The organism is Streptomyces daliensis (genome assembly GCF_054782395.1).
Genome location: NZ_BAAGSO010000001.1, coordinates 23,051 through 40,098, shown reverse-complemented (window position 1 = coordinate 40,098; position 17,048 = coordinate 23,051). Strand labels below are relative to the sequence as shown.

The window sequence follows — 17,048 nt, the reverse complement described above, 5'->3', positions numbered from 1 at the left end:
GGTGGCGCCGCTGGAGAGGCACGTCACGCCCCGAAGGCGGGTAGCCCAGGGCGGGGCGGAAAGGATGGCACCGAAGACTGGTGCTTTCTCTCGCCTTCGGAGGGGGACGGGTGCGGGAACGCGAGCCAAGCGGGTCCGACGGGCTGAGTGGGCCCGACGGACGGGGCGGGTCCGGCGTGACAAGCGGGTCCAACGAGCTGAGCGGCGTCGTGTACGGCCCCAGCGTCCAGGCGGGGACCGTACACGGCGGCGTCCACGTGTGGTCGGCTCAGGACCCGCGGGAGCACGTGCCGTGGCAGTTGCCGCCCACCGTGCATCTGACGGACAGGTCGGACGAGTTACGGGCCCTGGAGCGGCACCGTGCCCGCGCCGCGCGGGAGGGGCACCCCGTGCTGGCCACGGTCAGCGGTCTGGGCGGCGTCGGCAAGACGGCCGTGGCGCTCTCCTGGTTACACACTTTGCGCCCCCGCTTCCCCGGTGGGCAGCTCTACGCGGACCTCGGCGCCCAGGCGGCGGGCGGCGCGGGCACGGCCGACCCCGCCGAGGTGCTGGGGCACTTCCTGCGGGGGCTCGGAGTGCCGGGTCCGCGGGTGCCGGTGGACTTCGCCGAGCGCTCGGCGCTGTTCCGCTCGCTGACCATGGACCGTCGGCTGGTGGTCCTCCTGGACGACGCGGCGACCGCTGCCCAGGTCCGGCCGCTGCTGCCCGGTGGCGGGAACGTGGTGGTGGTCACCAGCCGGTGGCGGCTGTCCGGGCTGACGGTGGACGGCAGCCATCCGCTGCACCTGGAGCCGATGCCCACGGAGGCCGCCGTGGAGCTGCTGGCGGACACGCTGGCCGACGGCCGGGTCGCCGCGCAGATGGACGAGGCCCGCGCGCTGGTGGACCTGTGCGCGGGGCTGCCGCTGGCTGTACGGGTGGCGGGTGCCCGGCTGGCGGCTCGGCCGCTGCGGCGCATCACGACGATGGTCCAGGCGCTGTCAGAGGAACGTGACCGCCTGGAGGGGCTGGCGATCGAGGGCGACCACAACGTGCTCGCCGCACTCGACCTCTCGTACCAGGGCTTACCCGCGGACGCCGCCCGCCTGTACCGGTTGCTGGGGCTGCATCCGGGGCCCGAGTTCGGCGCCGGAGTCGCCGCCGCGCTGCTGGCCGAGCCCGGCGGGAGCGAGCGGCGCGCGAGGACGCGTACGGCGCGGCTGCTCGACGTCCTGCACGACGCGAACCTCCTCGTGGACGCAGGGGACGAGCGGTACCGCTTCCACGACCTCGTACGGCTGCACGCCTACGCGAAGGCCGAGGAGGACGAGACACGGCAGCAGCGCGCCGCAGCGCAACGCCGCCTCGCCGACCACTACCTGGCGACGGCGACCCGCGCCGAGGAGACCGTCGACCCGCAGCACCGCACCCTGGCGCGCGACTACGGAGAGGGCCCGGTTCTCGCCGCCGACCCCGGACCCGAGCCCGAGGACGCCCTGGACTGGCTGGAGCGCGAACTCCCCAACCTGATGGCCCTGGTGCGCAGGGCCCGGTGCCTGGGGCTTCCCACCGTGTGCTGGCAGCTCGTCGACGCCATGTGGCCGCTGTTCGTGCGGCGCAAGCACTACGAGCAGTGGCGTACGGCCCACCAGGAAGGGCTTGCCGCGGCGGAGGAACTGGGCGACACCGTGGCCCAGTGCCGCATGCTCACCTCCGGGGGGCTCGGCGAACTGGGTTCGGGGGCGCACGAGCGCGCGCTGGAGATGTTCGACCGTGCCTCGCGGCTCTTCGAGGACAGCGGCGACCCGCTGGGCCACGTCCGTACGCTCAACTACCGGGGTCTGGCGCACCAGCGCCTGGGCCGTCCCGGCCGGGCGGCGGAGCTCTTCGAGCGCGCGGCTGCGGGACTGGCCCGGCTCGGCGACGCCCGCGCCGCGGGCCTCGCCAGGCTGAACCTGGCCGACGTCGCGCTCGGCGCAGGGGAGGCCGACCGCGCGCGGGACGAGGCGGGCCGCGCCCGTGCCGCGCTGGCGGAGGAGGGCGACCGCTACAACGCGGCGCGCGCCGCCACACTCCTCGGCCGCTCCTGCCTCGCGCGAGGGGAGACGGACGAGGCGGAGCGGTGGCTGTCGGACGGGCTGGCCGCGCTGCGGGAGATGCGGGCCGACTACGAGACGGCCCGCTCCCACCAGGCCCTCGCCGAACTCGACGAGGCACGCGGCCGTCCCGTCCACGCCTTGGACCACTACAGGGAGGCGCAGTCCCTGTACACGACGGCGGGCCGTCCGGAAGCGGCGTCGGCGGTGGGGCAGCGGCTCAGGGAGCTGGGCGGCGACGCCGATTCCGGGGCTCCCTAGAGGGCCGGTTCCATGGAGCCTCCCCGGGAGGTCCAGGAAGACCGGGAGAAGGCTCCCGGGGCGGAGTGACGCCCGGTGCCGGGGCGTTTTCGCGTGGCGTGGGACGGGGCGGCGGCACGATGCGCCCAGTAGCCGTGCGCAGCCCTTCGGCGGGCAGGCCCGCCACCAGCCAGGCGTGGGCCAGAGACGCCCAGGCCGCCCAGGAGAGCCCCGGTACGGGGCACGCGCGCAGTTCCAGCGTGATGCCCTCGGCCGCGCGTTCACGGCCGCGCTCGTGCTCGTGTCCGCAGCCGACACCGGGGGCGAGCCGGAGCCAGCAGCGCTGCGCGCTGGACACCGCCACGACAAGGGCGCCCGGGTGGCGGGTGCGGAGCACGGCCGCTTCCCGGGCGCTCCCTCCTCGTCGCACCAGGACGTCGGCCAGGGGCAACGGCGGCCCCGGTACCGTCGTGTCGGCGCGCAGGTGCAGATCCCGGAGAGGCGCGCATCCCTGACGGGCCTCCCCGCGCACCTCCGCGTGGACGTCCACCTGGACGTGCCGTGCCGTTCCGCTCACCCGGCGCCCACCGGGGGCGCCCGCAGCGGCGGCCGTCGAGGACATCTCGAAGACCAGCGCCACGGGCGGCTCCCCCGCGCCAGCCGCCCAGGACGCGCACCCGGGGAACGTGGGCCCCGGCCCCCGGCCCCACCTCGTCATCCGCACGGACACCCGCGTCCCCGTCACGCCCGTCATGGCGACAGCGCCCCGGAACCCTCGTACGGCAGGGTGTGCGGCAGCCGCGCGGGTTCCGTGCGCAGCCGTGCGGACGGGGCGCGCAGGCGCAGCTTCCGGTAGATGAGCTGCCGCATCTTGCGGGCGAACCGCCCGGGCTCGGAGGTGATCCGGGCGGCGACGCGCTCGTACTGACGCGGCCGGTACGTCGCCGCGCTGCGGTTGAGCTGCCTGCGCAGCGGCCGGTCAGGCAGCAGGCGGTAGGCGAACGAGCACAGCTCGGCCAGGGGTGAGTCGGGGTCCACGTCGGCCTCGGGGTGGCCGGTCATCAGGACCGGGGCGCTCGTCATCGTGCCGTAGAGCGAGAGGGACCCGTGGTCGCCCACGATGTAGTCGCCCGCGACGAGCGCACCGCGCCAGTCCGCGTACTGGCTGACGACGGCGAGCCCGGCCCTGCACAGCTCGGCCAGCCAGCTACGGATCTGCCATTCGCCGTGCGTGTTCCAGACGTTGGGGTGGAGGAGGGCGGCGACGCGGTACTCCTCGCGCGGCAGCTCCGACGTCAGCCGCTCCAGGAGTTCCCAGTCCTGGCCCAGCAGCGACCTGGGCCCCCAGGTGGAGCAGAAGAGGACGAGCTGCTGCCCCGGTGCGACGTCGAGTGCTTCCCGGTACAGGGCACGGGAGGGCAGGCTGGCGGCGATCCGGTCGTAGCAGGGGTCGCCGACGACCTCGGCCGCGGGCAGCGCCTCGGGGCACTCGCGTCCCAGGCGGGCCAGTTCCTCCTGGTGGGACAGGACGATGGCCTCGGGGATGACGGCACCGTCCCTGACCAGGCGCTGACGGCTGAGCCCGTACACATCGCGCGCCGGTGCCCCCTCGGGAACGCGCGTCCCCGTAGAGGCGTGTTTTGTCGCCGTGCGCTTCTTGGTGGCCGCGTCCTTCTTGGCGGCGTGTTTCCTGGGGGTGTGCTTCCTCGCGGTGTGCTGGGCGCGGGCCGGGACGAACTTGTTGTGGCCCGCGCCGTGGGACAGCACGACTACGGGGGCGTGCAGTTCGTGGAGCGCGCCATGGCTGGCGGCCAGTGCCAGGTCGAACTCCGTCTGCACGGCCTGGCTCCAGGGCAGCACCAGGGCCCTCATCCTGGCGAGGAAGTCGTCCACGCCGTGGCTGAACACGTCGGGCGCGGCCGTGAAGACGACCTGCACCCTGGTCTCCCCCTCCAGCAGCCGCACTGCTTCGAGCAGCCGCTGCCCCGACGTCACCGTGTGCACGACGGCGAGGACCCTTCGGCGCACTTGGCGGGTGGCCCACCGTTCGACGTCCAGCCGCAGCGGCACGTGACGCCAGGCGGCGTCGGGCACTGTCACGCTCATGGAACTCCCCCGGATCTGATCTGACTTGTCGGTCCGTTCATGTGTGTGCTCGGGGCCCGTCGTCCGCTGTCTGCTGTCTGCTGTCCGCCGCACCGCGTCGTGCGTCACGCGTCGTACGTCGCGCCGGACGCGTCGACGGGCCGATGAGCCGAGGATTGCCCAGGGGATTGGATGGCCGGATTGCAGGAAGCTTGCACTCAGCCTGCGTCGGCACCCTGCGCCCCCCTTGCGCCCGTGCGCCGCTGTCCGCCCCCCGAAGGGCGCGGCAACAGTGGGATGACGGCCGCACAGGTGTGCGGCGGTCGCCACCGAGGCGGTGGGATGACGCGGGACCACCGGGGGGAATGGTGGAACTTCTTGCGCTAGGGCCTCTTGAGCTGTGGCATGAGGGACGGCAGTACGAGCTGGGCTCGGTGAAGGAACGCCGCGTCCTGGCGGTGCTGCTGCACGCCCGGGGCGAACCGGTCAGCGTGGACGCCCTCATGGCGCGCGTGTGGGACGACGAGATGCCGCGCACGGCCGTGGAGACGCTGCACAGCTACCTGTCCCGGCTGCGAGGCCATCTGCGGCAGGCTGTCGGCGGCCTCGCGTGGGTGGAGCACCCCTCGTCGCGCCTCTACCAGCTGCGGGTCGACAACCCGGACGACGTGGACCTGCTGCGCTTCCAGCGGCTGCGCAACGACGCCCAGTCGGCGGCGGGACGGGGCGACAGGGAGCTGGCCGTGGGGCTGCTGACGACGGCCGAGGCGCTGTGGAGGGGCCAGCCGTTCGCCGAGTTCACCGGCGGCTGGGCCGACTCGGCGCGCGCCCGGCTGAACGAGGACCACCTGCGGGTCAGGGAGGCGCGGATCAGGCTGGAGCTGGAGATGGGGCGGCACGCCGACCTCATCGGCGAACTCCACGAACTGGCCGCCGAGAACCCCCTCGCCCAGCAGATCACGGCGGCCCTGATGCTGGCCCTCTACCGGTCGGGCCGACACGTCGAGGCACTCGCCCTGTACCAGAACACGTACCGGCGCCTGCGCAGGGAGCTGGGCATCGAACCGGGCCCGGAGTTACGGGAGATGCACTGCCGCATCCTGGAGCAGGACCCCGTGCTGCTGGGGAGCGGCCAGGGCGACGGGGCCCCGGGGACGGTGACGGGCACCCCCGTCGCCACCGCCGAAGAGGGGCGGACCGAGCCTGCCCCCGCCCCCAGCACGCTTCCGCGCGACACCCGCCACTTCACAGGCCGCCTCGACGAACTGGCCACGCTCCTCGCCGAGTCCGACGCGGCCCAGGGCGGCGACATCGCGGACCTGGACGGCGCCGACGGCGCCGACGGCACCCCCGTACCGCCCGCCTCCCGAGGACCGGACCCGGCCGGAACCGTTGCTCCCGCAGCAACTGTCGGTCCAGCCGGATCCGCTGCTCCCGCAGCAACTGTCGACTCCGCCCGAACCGTTGCTCCCGCAGCAACCGTCACCCCGGCCCGAACCGCTGCCCCCGTAGGCAACGCCACCGCGCTCCCGCTCACCGTCGTCCACGGCATGCCTGGCGTCGGGAAGACCGCCCTCGCCCTGCGCGCGGCGCACCGGCTCAGCGCGCGCTACCCGGACGGGCAGTTCTACGTCGACCTGCGCGGCTACAGCCCCCAGCCACGCTACGAACCGGCCGAGGCCCTCGCAGCGCTGCTCCGCGCAGCCGGAGCCGGACAGAGCGGCGACGAACTCCCCGACTCGCTGGACGAACTGACCTCCCGCTGGCGGGAGTGGACCGCACGCCGCCGGGTGCTGCTGATCCTCGACAACGCGCGCGACGCCGAACAGGTGACCCCGCTGCTCCCGGGGGCCGCCGCCTGCCGCGCGATCGTGACCAGCCGCAACCGGCTCGCCGGGCTGGACGGCGCTTCCTGGCTGTACCTGGACGTGCTCTCCGCGTCCGAGGCGGCGACGCTCTTCACCCGTGTCGCGGGCGCCTCCCGCGCTTCCGACACCGTCGCGCTGCGCAGGCTGGTGGAGGCGTGCGGCTGCCACCCGCTGGCGCTCCAGCTCCTGGCGGGCCGGTTCCGGCACCGCGAGTCCTGGGACCTCCAGCACCTCGTGGACCTCCTCGACCAGGCCCCCGACACCCTCGACGAGTTCGACGACGGTGTCGCCTCGGCCTTCCAGCTCTCCTACGCCGGACTCGACACGTCCACCCGGCGGCTGTTCCGCCGTCTCGCGCTGCACCCGGGCCCCGATCTCACCCTCGACGGCGCCGCGGCGCTCGCGGGCGCGGACACCGCCAGGACCCGGCGCGAGGTGGAGGAACTACTCGACCGCCACCTGCTGGAGGAGCCCGTACGAGGGCGCTACCGGCTGCACGACCTCGCCCGCGCCTTCGGACGCCGCGCCTGCCGGGGCGACGAGCCCGCTGAGGGCTGCCGTGACGCCCTCCAGCGGCTGCTGTCGCTCTTCCTCACGGCCGCCGACCGCGCGGACCGCCTCGCCCATCCACAGCGCCGCAGACTGCCCGTAGGCGCCGAGCGGGAGTCCGCGTACGTCACCGGGTTCGCCGACCGCGACGAGGCACTGGTCTGGCTCGCGGTGGAACGCGCCAACCTGCTGGCCGTGGCCCGTACGGCAGCGGCCCAGGCCCCCGCCTACGCCGCGCTCTTCCCGCATGTGCTGGCCCAGGTGCTCAAGCTGTGGGGTGCCTGGGACGTCGCGGCGGAGCTGCACGGCGCCGCCGTCGCCGCCTTACGGGAGAGCGGCGACCGCCGCGCGCTCGCGCAGACCCTGGTGGAGCGCGCCGACGTGCTCGCCCAGGGGCATCACGAAGAGGCGCTGCGCTGCGCCCGCGAGGCCCTGGCGCTCTTCGACGCCCTCGGGGACCCGCGCGGCCGGGCCGACGCGCTGTTGCAGACCGGCCGCGCCCGGCTGGCCGCCGGCCAGGGCACGGCGGCGTTACGGGACCTCGACCAGGCCCTGGCCCTCTATCGCGACATCGGGGCACGCCATGGGGAGGCCGAGACACTCAACGTACGGGGAGTGGCGCTGCACTACGGGGGCGACTACGAGGCGGCCGTCGAGTGCTTCCTCGCCATGCTCGCCATCTGCGAGGCGCTCCAGGACCCGCACGGCCAGGCACAGGCCCTGAACAACCTGGGCGAGATCCAGTGGCTGGAGGGCCACTACGAGCGGGCCCGCGAATACTACGAGCGCTCCCTGACGCTGGTGCGCGACTTCGGCGGACGTCAGGAACTCGCCATCCTCGACACCAACCTCGGCGGTGTCCACCGGGCGACGGGCGACACGGAACGGGCGCTCGCCTGCTTCCACCGCGCCCTCGCCAGCTACCGGGCGAGCTGCGACACCAGCGGCGAGGCCGACACGCTGATCAGCCTGGGCACCGCCTACGCGGACATGAACCGCAAGGGTGAGGCACTGCTGCACTTCAACATGGCGGAAGAGGTGGCCCGGCGCACCGGGAACGCCTACGAGCGGCAGCGCGCGCTCATCGGCGTCGGCGGTGTGCAGCGGGAGTCGGGCAGGTTCACCACCGCGATGGAGATCTACGAAGAGGCGCGACGGGTGGCCAGCGAGATCGGCTTCCCGCTCGGCTCGGCGCACGCGCTGGCGGGGCTCGCGAGGACCTCGCTGTCGGCGCACAGCATCGAGGAGGCGAGGTCCTACGGCGAACAGGCGCTGACGCTCTACCGCGACCTGGGCGCGGAGGCGGAAGCGGGGGCCCTCACGGGCCTCATGAGGGGGCTGGGGGAGACGGGGTCCTGAAGCCTGTACCGCCCTGTACCGGTGCCGGTCACCACATCATCCGCATGAGCGTGGCGCAGATGACGTGCACGGTTTGCATGATCCAGTCTGCATTTGCGGTGTTCGCCGCGTTGGCGAACGAGGCCACATAGGAGGCCGTGAACGCCACGATGAGGACGGCGTAGCCGAATATCGCGGCGAGGATGAACTTGCGGTTCACGAGCGGTACTCCTGGAGTCCGTACGGGGGAGTGTCGGGCTCGCGGTGTTGACACGCGAGGGGGTGACGTTACAGACGGGACCGCTCCGCGATCTAGAGCTGGCGAGGGAGATGCTAAGAAGTGGTCGCAGAAACCGGTGAGAGCTTCGGATCATGCTCGTTTCCGATCGAACATGATCCCCTCAGCCTTCTTGTTCGCCCTCCGCCGTCTCCGTCCCCGTCCCCTGCGCGGCGAGCCAGTCCTCCAGCTCGGCGCGGACGCGGCGATCCAGGGACATGCCCAGTTCGGCCATCACGATCTCCTTCGCGATGGGCTGGAGCCGTTCCAGGAGGTCGTTGATGTTGTCCGCGTCGGTGCGGGTCGGGGCGTCGGAGACTTCCTTCGGGAGCAGATGCGTGCGGAATATGTCCGCGAAGATGTCGGCGATGGAGTCCGTGCGCTCGCGCAGGTCGCGTCCCGCCGCCAGCACGGCCGAGAGCGGCACGCCCTTCCTGACCAGTTCGGCCGACGCGTTCAGCAGCCGGGTGCTGACGTGGACGAACTCGTCGCCGTCGACGGCTACGTAGCCGATGTCCAGTGAGGTCGCGAGGTTTTCCGGGGTGACCTCGCCCTGGAAGTAGTCGGCCAGTTCCTCGGGGGTGAGGCGGACCTGTGTCTCCTCGGAGAACGGGGTCGTCAGCGCGGACTCCAGGCCCAGGAGTTCGGCCGTGCCGCGTGAGTCCCGGCCGCTCTCGAAGGCGCCCAGGAGGTCGGCGATCCCGCCGAGCGTGTGGCCGCGCGACAGGAGCCCTGTGATGGTGCGCAGGCGGGCGAGGTGGTGCTCGTCGTACCAGGCGATGCGGCCCTCGCGGCGCGGCGGCGGCAGCAGTTTGCGCTCCCTGTAGAACCGCAGTGTGCGGGTGGTGATGCCCGCCTCCCGCGCCAGCTCGGCCGTACGGTACTCGCGCTGCGCGAGCTGCCCGGGTTGCGTCGACGCCTCGGGCTGTGCCGACTGCTCGGGCTGCGCCCCAGGCCGCTCCGCCCCGTCCGCCCCTGGTGCGTCTGGTGCGTCCACGCCTGGCTCGTCCGCTCCCGGCCCGTCCGCCCGCTGCCCCGCCCGCTGTCGCTGCCGTCGCTGCTGCTCGTCTGCGATCCCCACGCCGCCCAGCCTAAGCGGCGGCCCGCGTCCCCCCGCCGCCCCGCGCACCGTCAACCCCGCGTGAGCGGGATTCCGGGGCGCCCCACATGCTCCCGTCCGTCGTCTCCCCGCTCCCTTCCTGGTGGCGGAGGGTGCGCGCTGGACTACGGGAGGGCGTGTGGGCGAACCGCCGGTAACTTTCCCGTGCGAGACCCCTACCCATGAGTATGCGTCTGCCTTACTCTCCCAATCGTGCCAGTAATCACTGGCACGGTACGTAGGCGGCGAACAGACCCTCGGGAGGCGGCGGCATGGCGGCCGAGCGCGAGCATGAGCACGTACGGGTGGCGGTGATCGGATCCGGATTCGGCGGCCTGGGGGCTGCCGTACGGCTGCGTCGCGCCGGAATCACGGACTTCGTGGTCCTCGAACGCCGGGAGGCGGTCGGCGGGACCTGGCACGACAACACCTATCCCGGCTGTGCGTGCGACGTCCCCTCGCACCTCTATTCCTTCTCCTTCGCGCCAAACCCCGAGTGGCCCCGGAACTTCTCCGGGCAGGAGCACATCCGGCGCTACCTGGAGCGGGTGGCCGACACCTTCGGGCTGCGGCAGCACCTCCGGTTCAACTCCGAGGTCCAGCTCATGAGCTGGGACCCCGAGGAGCTGCACTGGAACATCGAGACCGCCCAGGGCAAGCGCCTCAGCGCCGACTTCGTGGTCTCCGCGACGGGCCCGCTCTCCGACCCGAAGCTGCCCGACATCCCCGGGCTCGACGGTTTCGAGGGCAAGGTCTTCCACACCGCGCAGTGGGACCACGACTACGACCTGCGCGGCAAGCGCGTCGCCGTCGTCGGCACGGGCGCCTCCTCGATCCAGGTCGTGCCCGCGATCCAGCCCGAGGTCGGCCATCTGACGCTCTTCCAGCGCACCCCCGCGTGGGTGATGCCGCGCGCCGACCGCAAGATCACGGGTTTGGAACGCTGGCTGCACACAAAGGTGCCGGCGAGTCGCGCGCTGCGCCGCCAGATCCTCTGGACCATCCGCGAGCTTCAGGTGGGCGCGTTCACCAAACACCCCAATCAGCTCGGTCTCGTCGAGAAGCTGGCCTCGGCCCATATGAAGCGTGCGGTCAAGGATCCTGAGCTGCGCCGCAAGCTCAGCCCCGACTACCGCATCGGCTGCAAGCGCATCCTGCTGTCCAACAGCTACTACCCGGCGCTCGCGCAGCCCAATGTGGACGTCGTCGCCGCCGGCCTCAAGGAGGTGCGCGGCAACACCCTCGTCGCCTCCGACGGCACGGAGACCGAGGTCGACGCGATCGTCTTCGGCACCGGCTTCCACGTCACCGACATGCCGATCGGGCACCGCGTCAAGGGCGCCGACGGCACGACGCTGATGGAGCACTGGCGGGACGGCATGAAGGGGCTGCGGGGCTGCACGGCCGACGGCTTCCCCAACTTCATGACGATCATCGGCCCCAACACGGGCCTCGGGAACAGCTCGATGATCCTCATGATCGAGGCCCAGCTCAACTACATGGTCGACTACGTCAGGAAGCTCGACACCCTGGGCGGCAAGGTCGCGCTCGACCCGCGCCCCGAGGCGGTCGACGCCTGGAACGACCACATGCAGGACCGCATGAAGCGCACCGTGTGGAACACCGGCTGCGACAGCTGGTACCTCGACGCGAACGGCCGCAACACCACCGTCTGGCCCGGCACCACAGCGGAGTTCCGCAAGGTGACGCAGGAGGTCAGGCTGGAGGAGTACAACGTCGTACGGGCCCCGGCCGACGGAGCCGCCTCGACGGGCGGGGGCGCGGGCGCGGGTGCGGGCGCCTCCGCGAGGGCCGTGCTGCCCGGCAGCGCAGGACGCGGCGCGTCCACCGCCGCTTTCCACGCGGGGGAGGAGGGCTGATGGCACGCCTGACCCAGGCCGCGCGCCTGCCCGAGGGCCGCTACGCGCACCCCGCGCCCGCACGCGAGCTGACCGTCACCTCACCGGACGGCTCCAAGCTGCACGTGGAGGTGCACGGCCGCGCCGACGACCCGGCGGTCGTCCTCGCGCACGGCTGGACCTGCTCGACGCTGTTCTGGGCGCCCGTCATACGGCGGCTGACCGCCGACGGGCACCGGGTCGTCGTCTACGACCAGCGCGGGCACGGCCGTTCACCGGCCGCGACGACCTACGCGTACAGCCCCGCCTCCCTCGCCGACGACCTGTGCGCCGTGCTGGACGCGGCCCTGGAGCCGGGCGAACGGGCCGTCATAGGCGGCCACTCCATGGGCGGCATGACGATCATGGCGGCGGCGGGCAGGCGGCAGCTCACGGAGCGTGCGGCGGCGCTGATGCTGTGCAGCACGGGTTCGGCGCGGCTGCTCGGCGAGTCGCGCATACTCCCCTTCCGCTCCCTGCGCGCCCGCTCCGTAGGACACCGGCTGCTGCTGGGTTCGCGGGCGCCGCTCGGCCCCGTCACGCCGCTGACCAAGCGGGCGCTGAAGTACGGGACGCTGGGGCCCGGTGCCTCGGCCGAGCAGACCGAGGTCGTCGCGCGCATCGTGCACGCCTGCCCCTCCGGGGTGCGGGCCGCGTGGGGCGCCGTGCTGGCCGATCTCGACCTGTCCGCGAAGATATCCGGCCTGGCCGCGCCGACGGCGGTCGTCGTCGGCACCGCCGACCGGCTGACCCCGGTCGTGCACGCCAGGGAGCTGTGCGACGCGCTGCCCGACTGCGTCGGGATGCACGAGCTCACCGGGCTGGGGCACATGACCCCGACCGAGGCGCCGGAGGCGGTGAGCGACGTGCTGAGCGGGCTGGTACGGGATCACCTCGTCGGTGGCGCGGACGAGGATGCCGGGGCTGACGGAACCGCCGGGGCCGCCGGGACCGAGGGCGCCGGGGCCAACGGCAAGGGAGCCACCGCCAAGAAGGCCAATGCCAAGGCCAAGAAGGACAGGGAGGCGCGCGCATGAGCCGCAGGAGTCTTGAGGGGCAGGTCGTCGTCGTCACCGGCGCGGCCCGGGGCGTCGGCGAGCTGCTGGCGCGGAAGCTGGCGGCAAGAGGTGCGAAGCTCGCGCTCGTCGGCTTGGAGCCCGACGAGCTGAAGCAGGTCTCCGAGTCGCTGCGTACGGAGTCGGACTACTGGCACGCCGATGTCACCGATCACGAGGCGATGGCCCGGGTGGCGCAGGAGGTGAAGGAGCGGTTCGGCAAGGTCGACGTGGCCGTGGCCAACGCCGGTGTCGCCTCGGGCGGCCCCTTCATGGACTCGGACCCGGTCGCCTGGCGCCGCGTCATCGAGGTCAACCTCATCGGCGGCGCGGTGACGGGCCGGGCCTTCCTGCCCGTACTCGTCGAGTCCCGCGGCTACTTCCTCCAGGTCGCCTCCCTCGCCGCCATCACCCCGGCGCCGATGATGTCGGCGTACTGCGCGTCCAAGTCGGGCGTGGAGGCATTCGCGCACAGCCTGCGTGCCGAGGTCGGCTACAAGGGTGTACGGGTCGGCGTCGGCTACCTCTCCTGGACCGACACGGACATGGTGCGCGGTGCGGACCAGGACGACGTGATGCGGGATCTGCGCAAGCGGCTGCCCTGGCCGACGAACAGGACGTACCCGCTGGGCCCGGCCGTCGACCGCATCGTCGACGGCATCGAGCGCCGCGGCAGCCATGTCTACGCCCAGTGGTGGCTGCGCGGCATGCAGGGCATCCGCGGCTATCTGCCCATGCTCATCGGCACCGTCGGCCAGCGCGAGATGCGGCGGTTTGAACCCAGGCTGGCGACGAAGGGGACCCAGACGGGTCTGGTCGGCGCGGGCGGCGCGGCGGACGAGAAGGAGCGGGCGGTCCGGTAGGGCGGCCGTTAGGGCGGCGTTAGGGCGTCTTGTCCCGTATCTCCGTTGGGTGGGGAAGCGGGTTCCGATACGTGTGGGTGTCCGGCTGAGGAAGCCGAGAACACGGGCATCCGACGCCCGTTTGAGCGGCGTCGGATGCCCGTCACTATTCGCACGGTATCCGCCTCGTGCCCGTTTTCGCCGGTCCGACTGAACTGATCTGCTTTCTCCACGTTGTCGGCGGTAAGAGGGCGCATAGCCCGCGAGTCGCCGAGGAGAAAGGCAGAACAAATGCCAGACGACAGTTTCTACACCCAGGACCAGATCTCCAGGATGCATCAGCTGGAGCAGCTGAAGTCGGACAACTACGACCGAGGCTCGCAGCACTACGAGGCCAACCTGGACTCGCAGACAGCGCGGTTGGGCTCCGACGCGTACAGCGCGCATTCGTACTTCAACGCGACGGGGCGCAAGCTCGACGAGAACTGGGAGGCGTACGCCAACATGCAGCAGCGGATGCAGCAGGGGCACCGCGTATCCCGGTCCGAGCAAGAGCGGACCGAGCGCAGGTGGGCGATTGCTTCCAGCAGCCACGTGGAGAGCGTGGAGCCGTTCCTTCAGCTAGGCATTAATTATCAGCAGAGGCTGAAGCAGATAATGGACCGAGCCGACGCGACCGGTCAGAATCCCATGGCGCAGATGGCGATGGCGACCCAGCCCTCGCATTCCCACGGCGGCGGCTCGCGGGCACACGAAAGCTCCCGCAGTCACGGCCACTCGTCCTCCTCCAGCCACCGGCACCACACCTCCCACCACTCCTCCCACCACGCGGGGGCGGGCTCCTCTCGGGGCCGCTGACGCGGAGCGGTTGACATGGCGGCAGGGCCGTCAGCGAGCGTCACCTCGTGACGGTCCTGCCGCGTCGGCCTCGGCGTACCTCGCTTTACGGTTCGATGAGGTGGTCGAACTCGCCTTCTTTGGCTGCCTTGAGGAAGGCGGACATTTCGGTGGGGGTGTAGCGGAGCGGGGGAGGTCGGGGCGCTTGGAGTCGTCCAGGGCTATGCCGCCGTCGATGGAGCAGAGTGTGCCCAGAATCGGGATGCCCATATCGTGCCCGCTTCGCCAGTTCTCGGACTGATCTGTTTTCCTTGCGTTCTTCGGTCCGTGAGATGCACACGCCGTCCGTACGGCGTGAGTTCGTTCCGGCGGTAATGGGTCGAGGGGTCTTCACAAGAGCATGAGCGGAATTTTCTCCATTCCGTGGACAACATGACGATAGGCTGGCCAATGCCCCACGACAGTTTTTACACTCAGGACCAGTTCGACCAGATGGAGCGGATCGAGGCCCTGCGGGCGGAGAACCACGAGCGGGACCCCGAGCGCCACTACCTGGCGTACGCGGACGCAGGGACGAAGCAGATGTACGCCGATGCGGAGAGCGCGCACGCGTATTTCCAGGTCACGGGAAGGAAGCTCGACGAGAACGACATAGCATTCGGCGAGCTGGAGCGGCAGCGAGCGGCGGGGCACCGGGTACGCACATCCGACTTCGACCGGGCCCAGCGCAGGTTCGAGGTGGCTCGCAGCAGCCACGCCGCGGGTACGGTGTCGTACCTGAACAAGGCGCTGAGCTACGAGCAGAGGATGTCGGGGTTTCTGGACTCCCGCGGTGTTCCCCGGCCGGGTTCCACGGCCCAGATGGCCATGGCGACCCTGCCGGGGCAGTCGCAAGGCAGCTCACACCAGCCGACGACCGGCCACGGCCACCACAGCTCCCACCGCTCCCACCGACCCCACCGCTCCCAAAGCCCCAGCCGTTGACGGCGACCCCGCGCCGACGATCTGCCAGCTCAGGACTGTGAGGCAGGGGAACTCCTGTCGGGCCGCCCCGCTCTCCCCTCCGGGACGGCCCGACAGAACGTCACGCGGGCGACGCTCCGTGAGCGAGCGAGGAGCTGCGGTTACGGTTCGATGAGGTGGTCGAACTCGCCGTTTTTGGCTGCGTTGATGAAGGCGGCCATTTCGGTGGGGGTGTAGCGGAGCGGGGGGAGGTCGGGGCGCTTGGAGTCGTCCAGGGCTATGCCGCCGTCGATGGGCATGAGACGTACGCAGTCGGCGCCGTTGCCGACGCTGTAGCTGGACTTCACCCACTGGTTGTCCAAGGGGGCGGCGTAGAGGTCACTCTTCTCGGTATTCACAGTGCCTTTTCGATTTCTTCGAGGAGGGAGGTGGTCTCGGTCGGACTCAGCGCGTGGCCAGCCAGGTCGGCGAACTTCCGCCGTGTCTGGCGGACTACGAATGGATCGTCCGTCACATCATCGTTGTTGGTTGTCTCGCGGCTGGCGACGCTGAGATCTTCCGACCCTGGAAAGTCGAACACCATGAAGGGTGTTCCGATTGCCGCTGCGGCACCCGCCGAGTACGGGATGGCCCGTAGGGTGACGTGTGTGTGCCCTGTCATCTGCCGCAGGTATTGAAGCTGCTGCTTCATTACCTCTGGGCCGCCGACGACGGTGCGAAGGGCTGCTTCAAGGACGAGGGCGTTCAGGAGTACCGGACGCTGCCTCGTGAGCACCTCCTGCCGCTTCACGCGGGCCTTCACGAAGCGCTCTCGGTGCAGCGCGCTCTCGTCCTTCTGGCCGAACTCGGCAAGAGCCTCGATGTAGGCGCGCGTCTGGAGCAGTCCGGGGACGTAAGTGCCGCTGTGAACCCAGATCTTCTCCGCCGAGTCCTCCAGCGGGAAGAGCTTGCGGGCGTCGCCGGAGAACAGTTCACGGAACTCCGGCTCATCCCACCAGTTACGGATGCTCCTGCCCGCGCTGACCGTGGCTTCGATCTCCGCGCGTTTCACCTCGTCGACCTTGTACGCCTCGAACATGCCTCTCAGTAGCGCGGTGTCGGGCCAGCGTTTGCCCCGTTCCACGTAGCTGATCTTGCCCTGTGAGCAGCCGAGGATCTCCGCGACGTCGACCTGCTTCCGGTAACCGGCCTCCAGGCGGATGCGCCGCAGTTCCTCACCGAGCTTCCGCAGGAGCGTGAGGGCGTTGGTGTTGACGCTTGTCGACACGTCAGTTCCCCCTCGGAGTTGGGCACGCCTGCTCGGTCAGCGTAGCGCGCGAGCAGGGGCCGGAGGCCCGTAATGATCGGCTTTCCGAAGCCGCTTGCATATTAATCTCCGTATGCATCAGACTCATTCGCGCACGCACTGCAACCTCTCTGTCGCGGTGCGTACCCCTGCCCCCTGTGCGGGCGGTCGCGCCCTGCGCGGTCGCAGTCCGTGCGATGGAAGGACCTGATGATGTGCGGGTTCGTGTTGGCGGTCGAGTGTTTTCCCTGTGTGCCCGGGTCCGTCGCGCGGGCCAGACGGAGGGCGGCCGAGGCGTATGCCGCGTATCCATTGGTGGACGCGTTCGCCGTCGGGCTGCTGGTGTCGGAGGCCGCGACGAACGCCGTGGTGCACGCGGCGTCCGGTGGCGACTTCTATGTCCTGTGCCACGCGCCCGCCTCCGGCACCGTGCAGATCGAGGTGCACGACGGCGGTCGCGGAGCGCCCGTGCGCCGGTGTGCCGCCGGGCTGGACGAGCATGGGCGGGGCCTGGAGCTGTTGGACCTGCTCGCCGCGGGCTGGCGCACCGAGCCGACCGCGCACGGCAAGAGCCTCATCTTCACCCTGGGCGAGGGCCCTCACCTGGCCCGTGAACTCCCCTGAATCCCCTTGGAGA

At 71.3% G+C, this 17,048-nt stretch carries 13 protein-coding genes; 8 read left to right on the top strand and 5 right to left on the bottom strand.

Annotation, left to right across the window (positions count from 1 at the left end; genetic code table 11):
* The first annotated feature begins 176 nt into the window (after positions 1-176).
* A complete protein-coding gene (locus ACYVOO_RS00155) occupies positions 177-2,336 on the top strand; it encodes an NB-ARC domain-containing protein (RefSeq protein ID WP_461013604.1) in 2,160 nt (719 codons plus the stop codon).
* A 729-nt stretch (positions 2,337-3,065) separates the two neighbouring features.
* Here ACYVOO_RS00155 and ACYVOO_RS00150 read toward each other — a convergent pair.
* Positions 3,066-4,421: a hypothetical protein gene (locus tag ACYVOO_RS00150; RefSeq protein WP_461013603.1), complete on the bottom strand. Its 1,356-nt coding sequence runs from the start codon at positions 4,419-4,421 to the stop codon at positions 3,066-3,068.
* A 344-nt stretch (positions 4,422-4,765) separates the two neighbouring features.
* Between ACYVOO_RS00150 and ACYVOO_RS00145 the strand changes: the two genes are divergently transcribed.
* Positions 4,766-8,176: an AfsR/SARP family transcriptional regulator gene (locus ACYVOO_RS00145; RefSeq protein WP_461013602.1), complete on the top strand. Its 3,411-nt coding sequence runs from the start codon at positions 4,766-4,768 to the stop codon at positions 8,174-8,176.
* 28 nt (positions 8,177-8,204) lie between these two features.
* On the opposite strand, the gene ACYVOO_RS00140 is transcribed toward ACYVOO_RS00145, so the two are convergent.
* Both ACYVOO_RS00140 and ACYVOO_RS00135 read right to left on the bottom strand, forming a co-directional pair.
* Entirely contained in the window at positions 8,205-8,375 is a 171-nt protein-coding gene (locus ACYVOO_RS00140; protein ID WP_461013601.1) for a hypothetical protein, read from the bottom strand.
* Between the two features lie 181 nt (positions 8,376-8,556).
* Complete coding sequence (locus ACYVOO_RS00135) at positions 8,557-9,300, bottom strand: MerR family transcriptional regulator (RefSeq protein WP_461013619.1); 744 nt, start codon at positions 9,298-9,300, stop codon at positions 8,557-8,559.
* Positions 9,301-9,803: 503 nt separating this feature from the next.
* On the opposite strand from ACYVOO_RS00135, the gene ACYVOO_RS00130 reads away from it, so the two are divergent.
* The 5 genes from ACYVOO_RS00130 (at position 9,804) to ACYVOO_RS00110 (ending at position 15,147) form a co-directional block, all read left to right on the top strand.
* Positions 9,804-11,411: a flavin-containing monooxygenase gene (locus ACYVOO_RS00130; RefSeq protein ID WP_461013600.1), complete on the top strand. Its 1,608-nt coding sequence runs from the start codon at positions 9,804-9,806 to the stop codon at positions 11,409-11,411.
* Positions 11,411-12,466 (top strand): alpha/beta fold hydrolase, encoded by a 1,056-nt coding sequence (locus tag ACYVOO_RS00125; protein ID WP_461013599.1) that lies wholly within the window; start codon positions 11,411-11,413, stop codon positions 12,464-12,466. The genes ACYVOO_RS00130 and ACYVOO_RS00125 overlap by 1 nt, the downstream gene beginning before the upstream one ends.
* On the top strand, positions 12,463-13,347 hold the full coding sequence (locus ACYVOO_RS00120; RefSeq protein ID WP_461013598.1) for an SDR family oxidoreductase: 885 nt from the start codon (positions 12,463-12,465) through the stop codon (positions 13,345-13,347). The genes ACYVOO_RS00125 and ACYVOO_RS00120 overlap by 4 nt, the downstream gene beginning before the upstream one ends.
* 270 nt (positions 13,348-13,617) lie before the next feature.
* On the top strand, positions 13,618-14,184 hold the full coding sequence (locus tag ACYVOO_RS00115; RefSeq protein ID WP_461013597.1) for a hypothetical protein: 567 nt from the start codon (positions 13,618-13,620) through the stop codon (positions 14,182-14,184).
* A 411-nt stretch (positions 14,185-14,595) separates the two neighbouring features.
* On the top strand, positions 14,596-15,147 hold the full coding sequence (locus ACYVOO_RS00110) for a hypothetical protein (protein ID WP_461013596.1): 552 nt from the start codon (positions 14,596-14,598) through the stop codon (positions 15,145-15,147).
* 140 nt (positions 15,148-15,287) lie between these two features.
* Here the strand turns inward: ACYVOO_RS00110 and ACYVOO_RS00105 are convergent, their stop codons facing one another.
* Both ACYVOO_RS00105 and ACYVOO_RS00100 read right to left on the bottom strand, forming a co-directional pair.
* Complete coding sequence (locus tag ACYVOO_RS00105; RefSeq protein WP_461013595.1) at positions 15,288-15,524, bottom strand: DUF397 domain-containing protein; 237 nt, start codon at positions 15,522-15,524, stop codon at positions 15,288-15,290.
* Positions 15,521-16,393 carry a helix-turn-helix domain-containing protein gene (locus tag ACYVOO_RS00100; RefSeq protein ID WP_461013594.1) on the bottom strand — a complete coding sequence of 291 codons (873 nt, stop codon included), beginning with the start codon at positions 16,391-16,393 and terminating at the stop codon, positions 15,521-15,523. The genes ACYVOO_RS00105 and ACYVOO_RS00100 overlap by 4 nt, the downstream gene beginning before the upstream one ends.
* 270 nt (positions 16,394-16,663) lie before the next feature.
* Here ACYVOO_RS00100 and ACYVOO_RS00095 point away from each other — a divergent pair, with 270 nt between their 5' ends.
* Positions 16,664-17,035: an ATP-binding protein gene (locus ACYVOO_RS00095; protein ID WP_461013593.1), complete on the top strand. Its 372-nt coding sequence runs from the start codon at positions 16,664-16,666 to the stop codon at positions 17,033-17,035.
* The last annotated feature ends 13 nt before the right edge of the window (positions 17,036-17,048 follow it).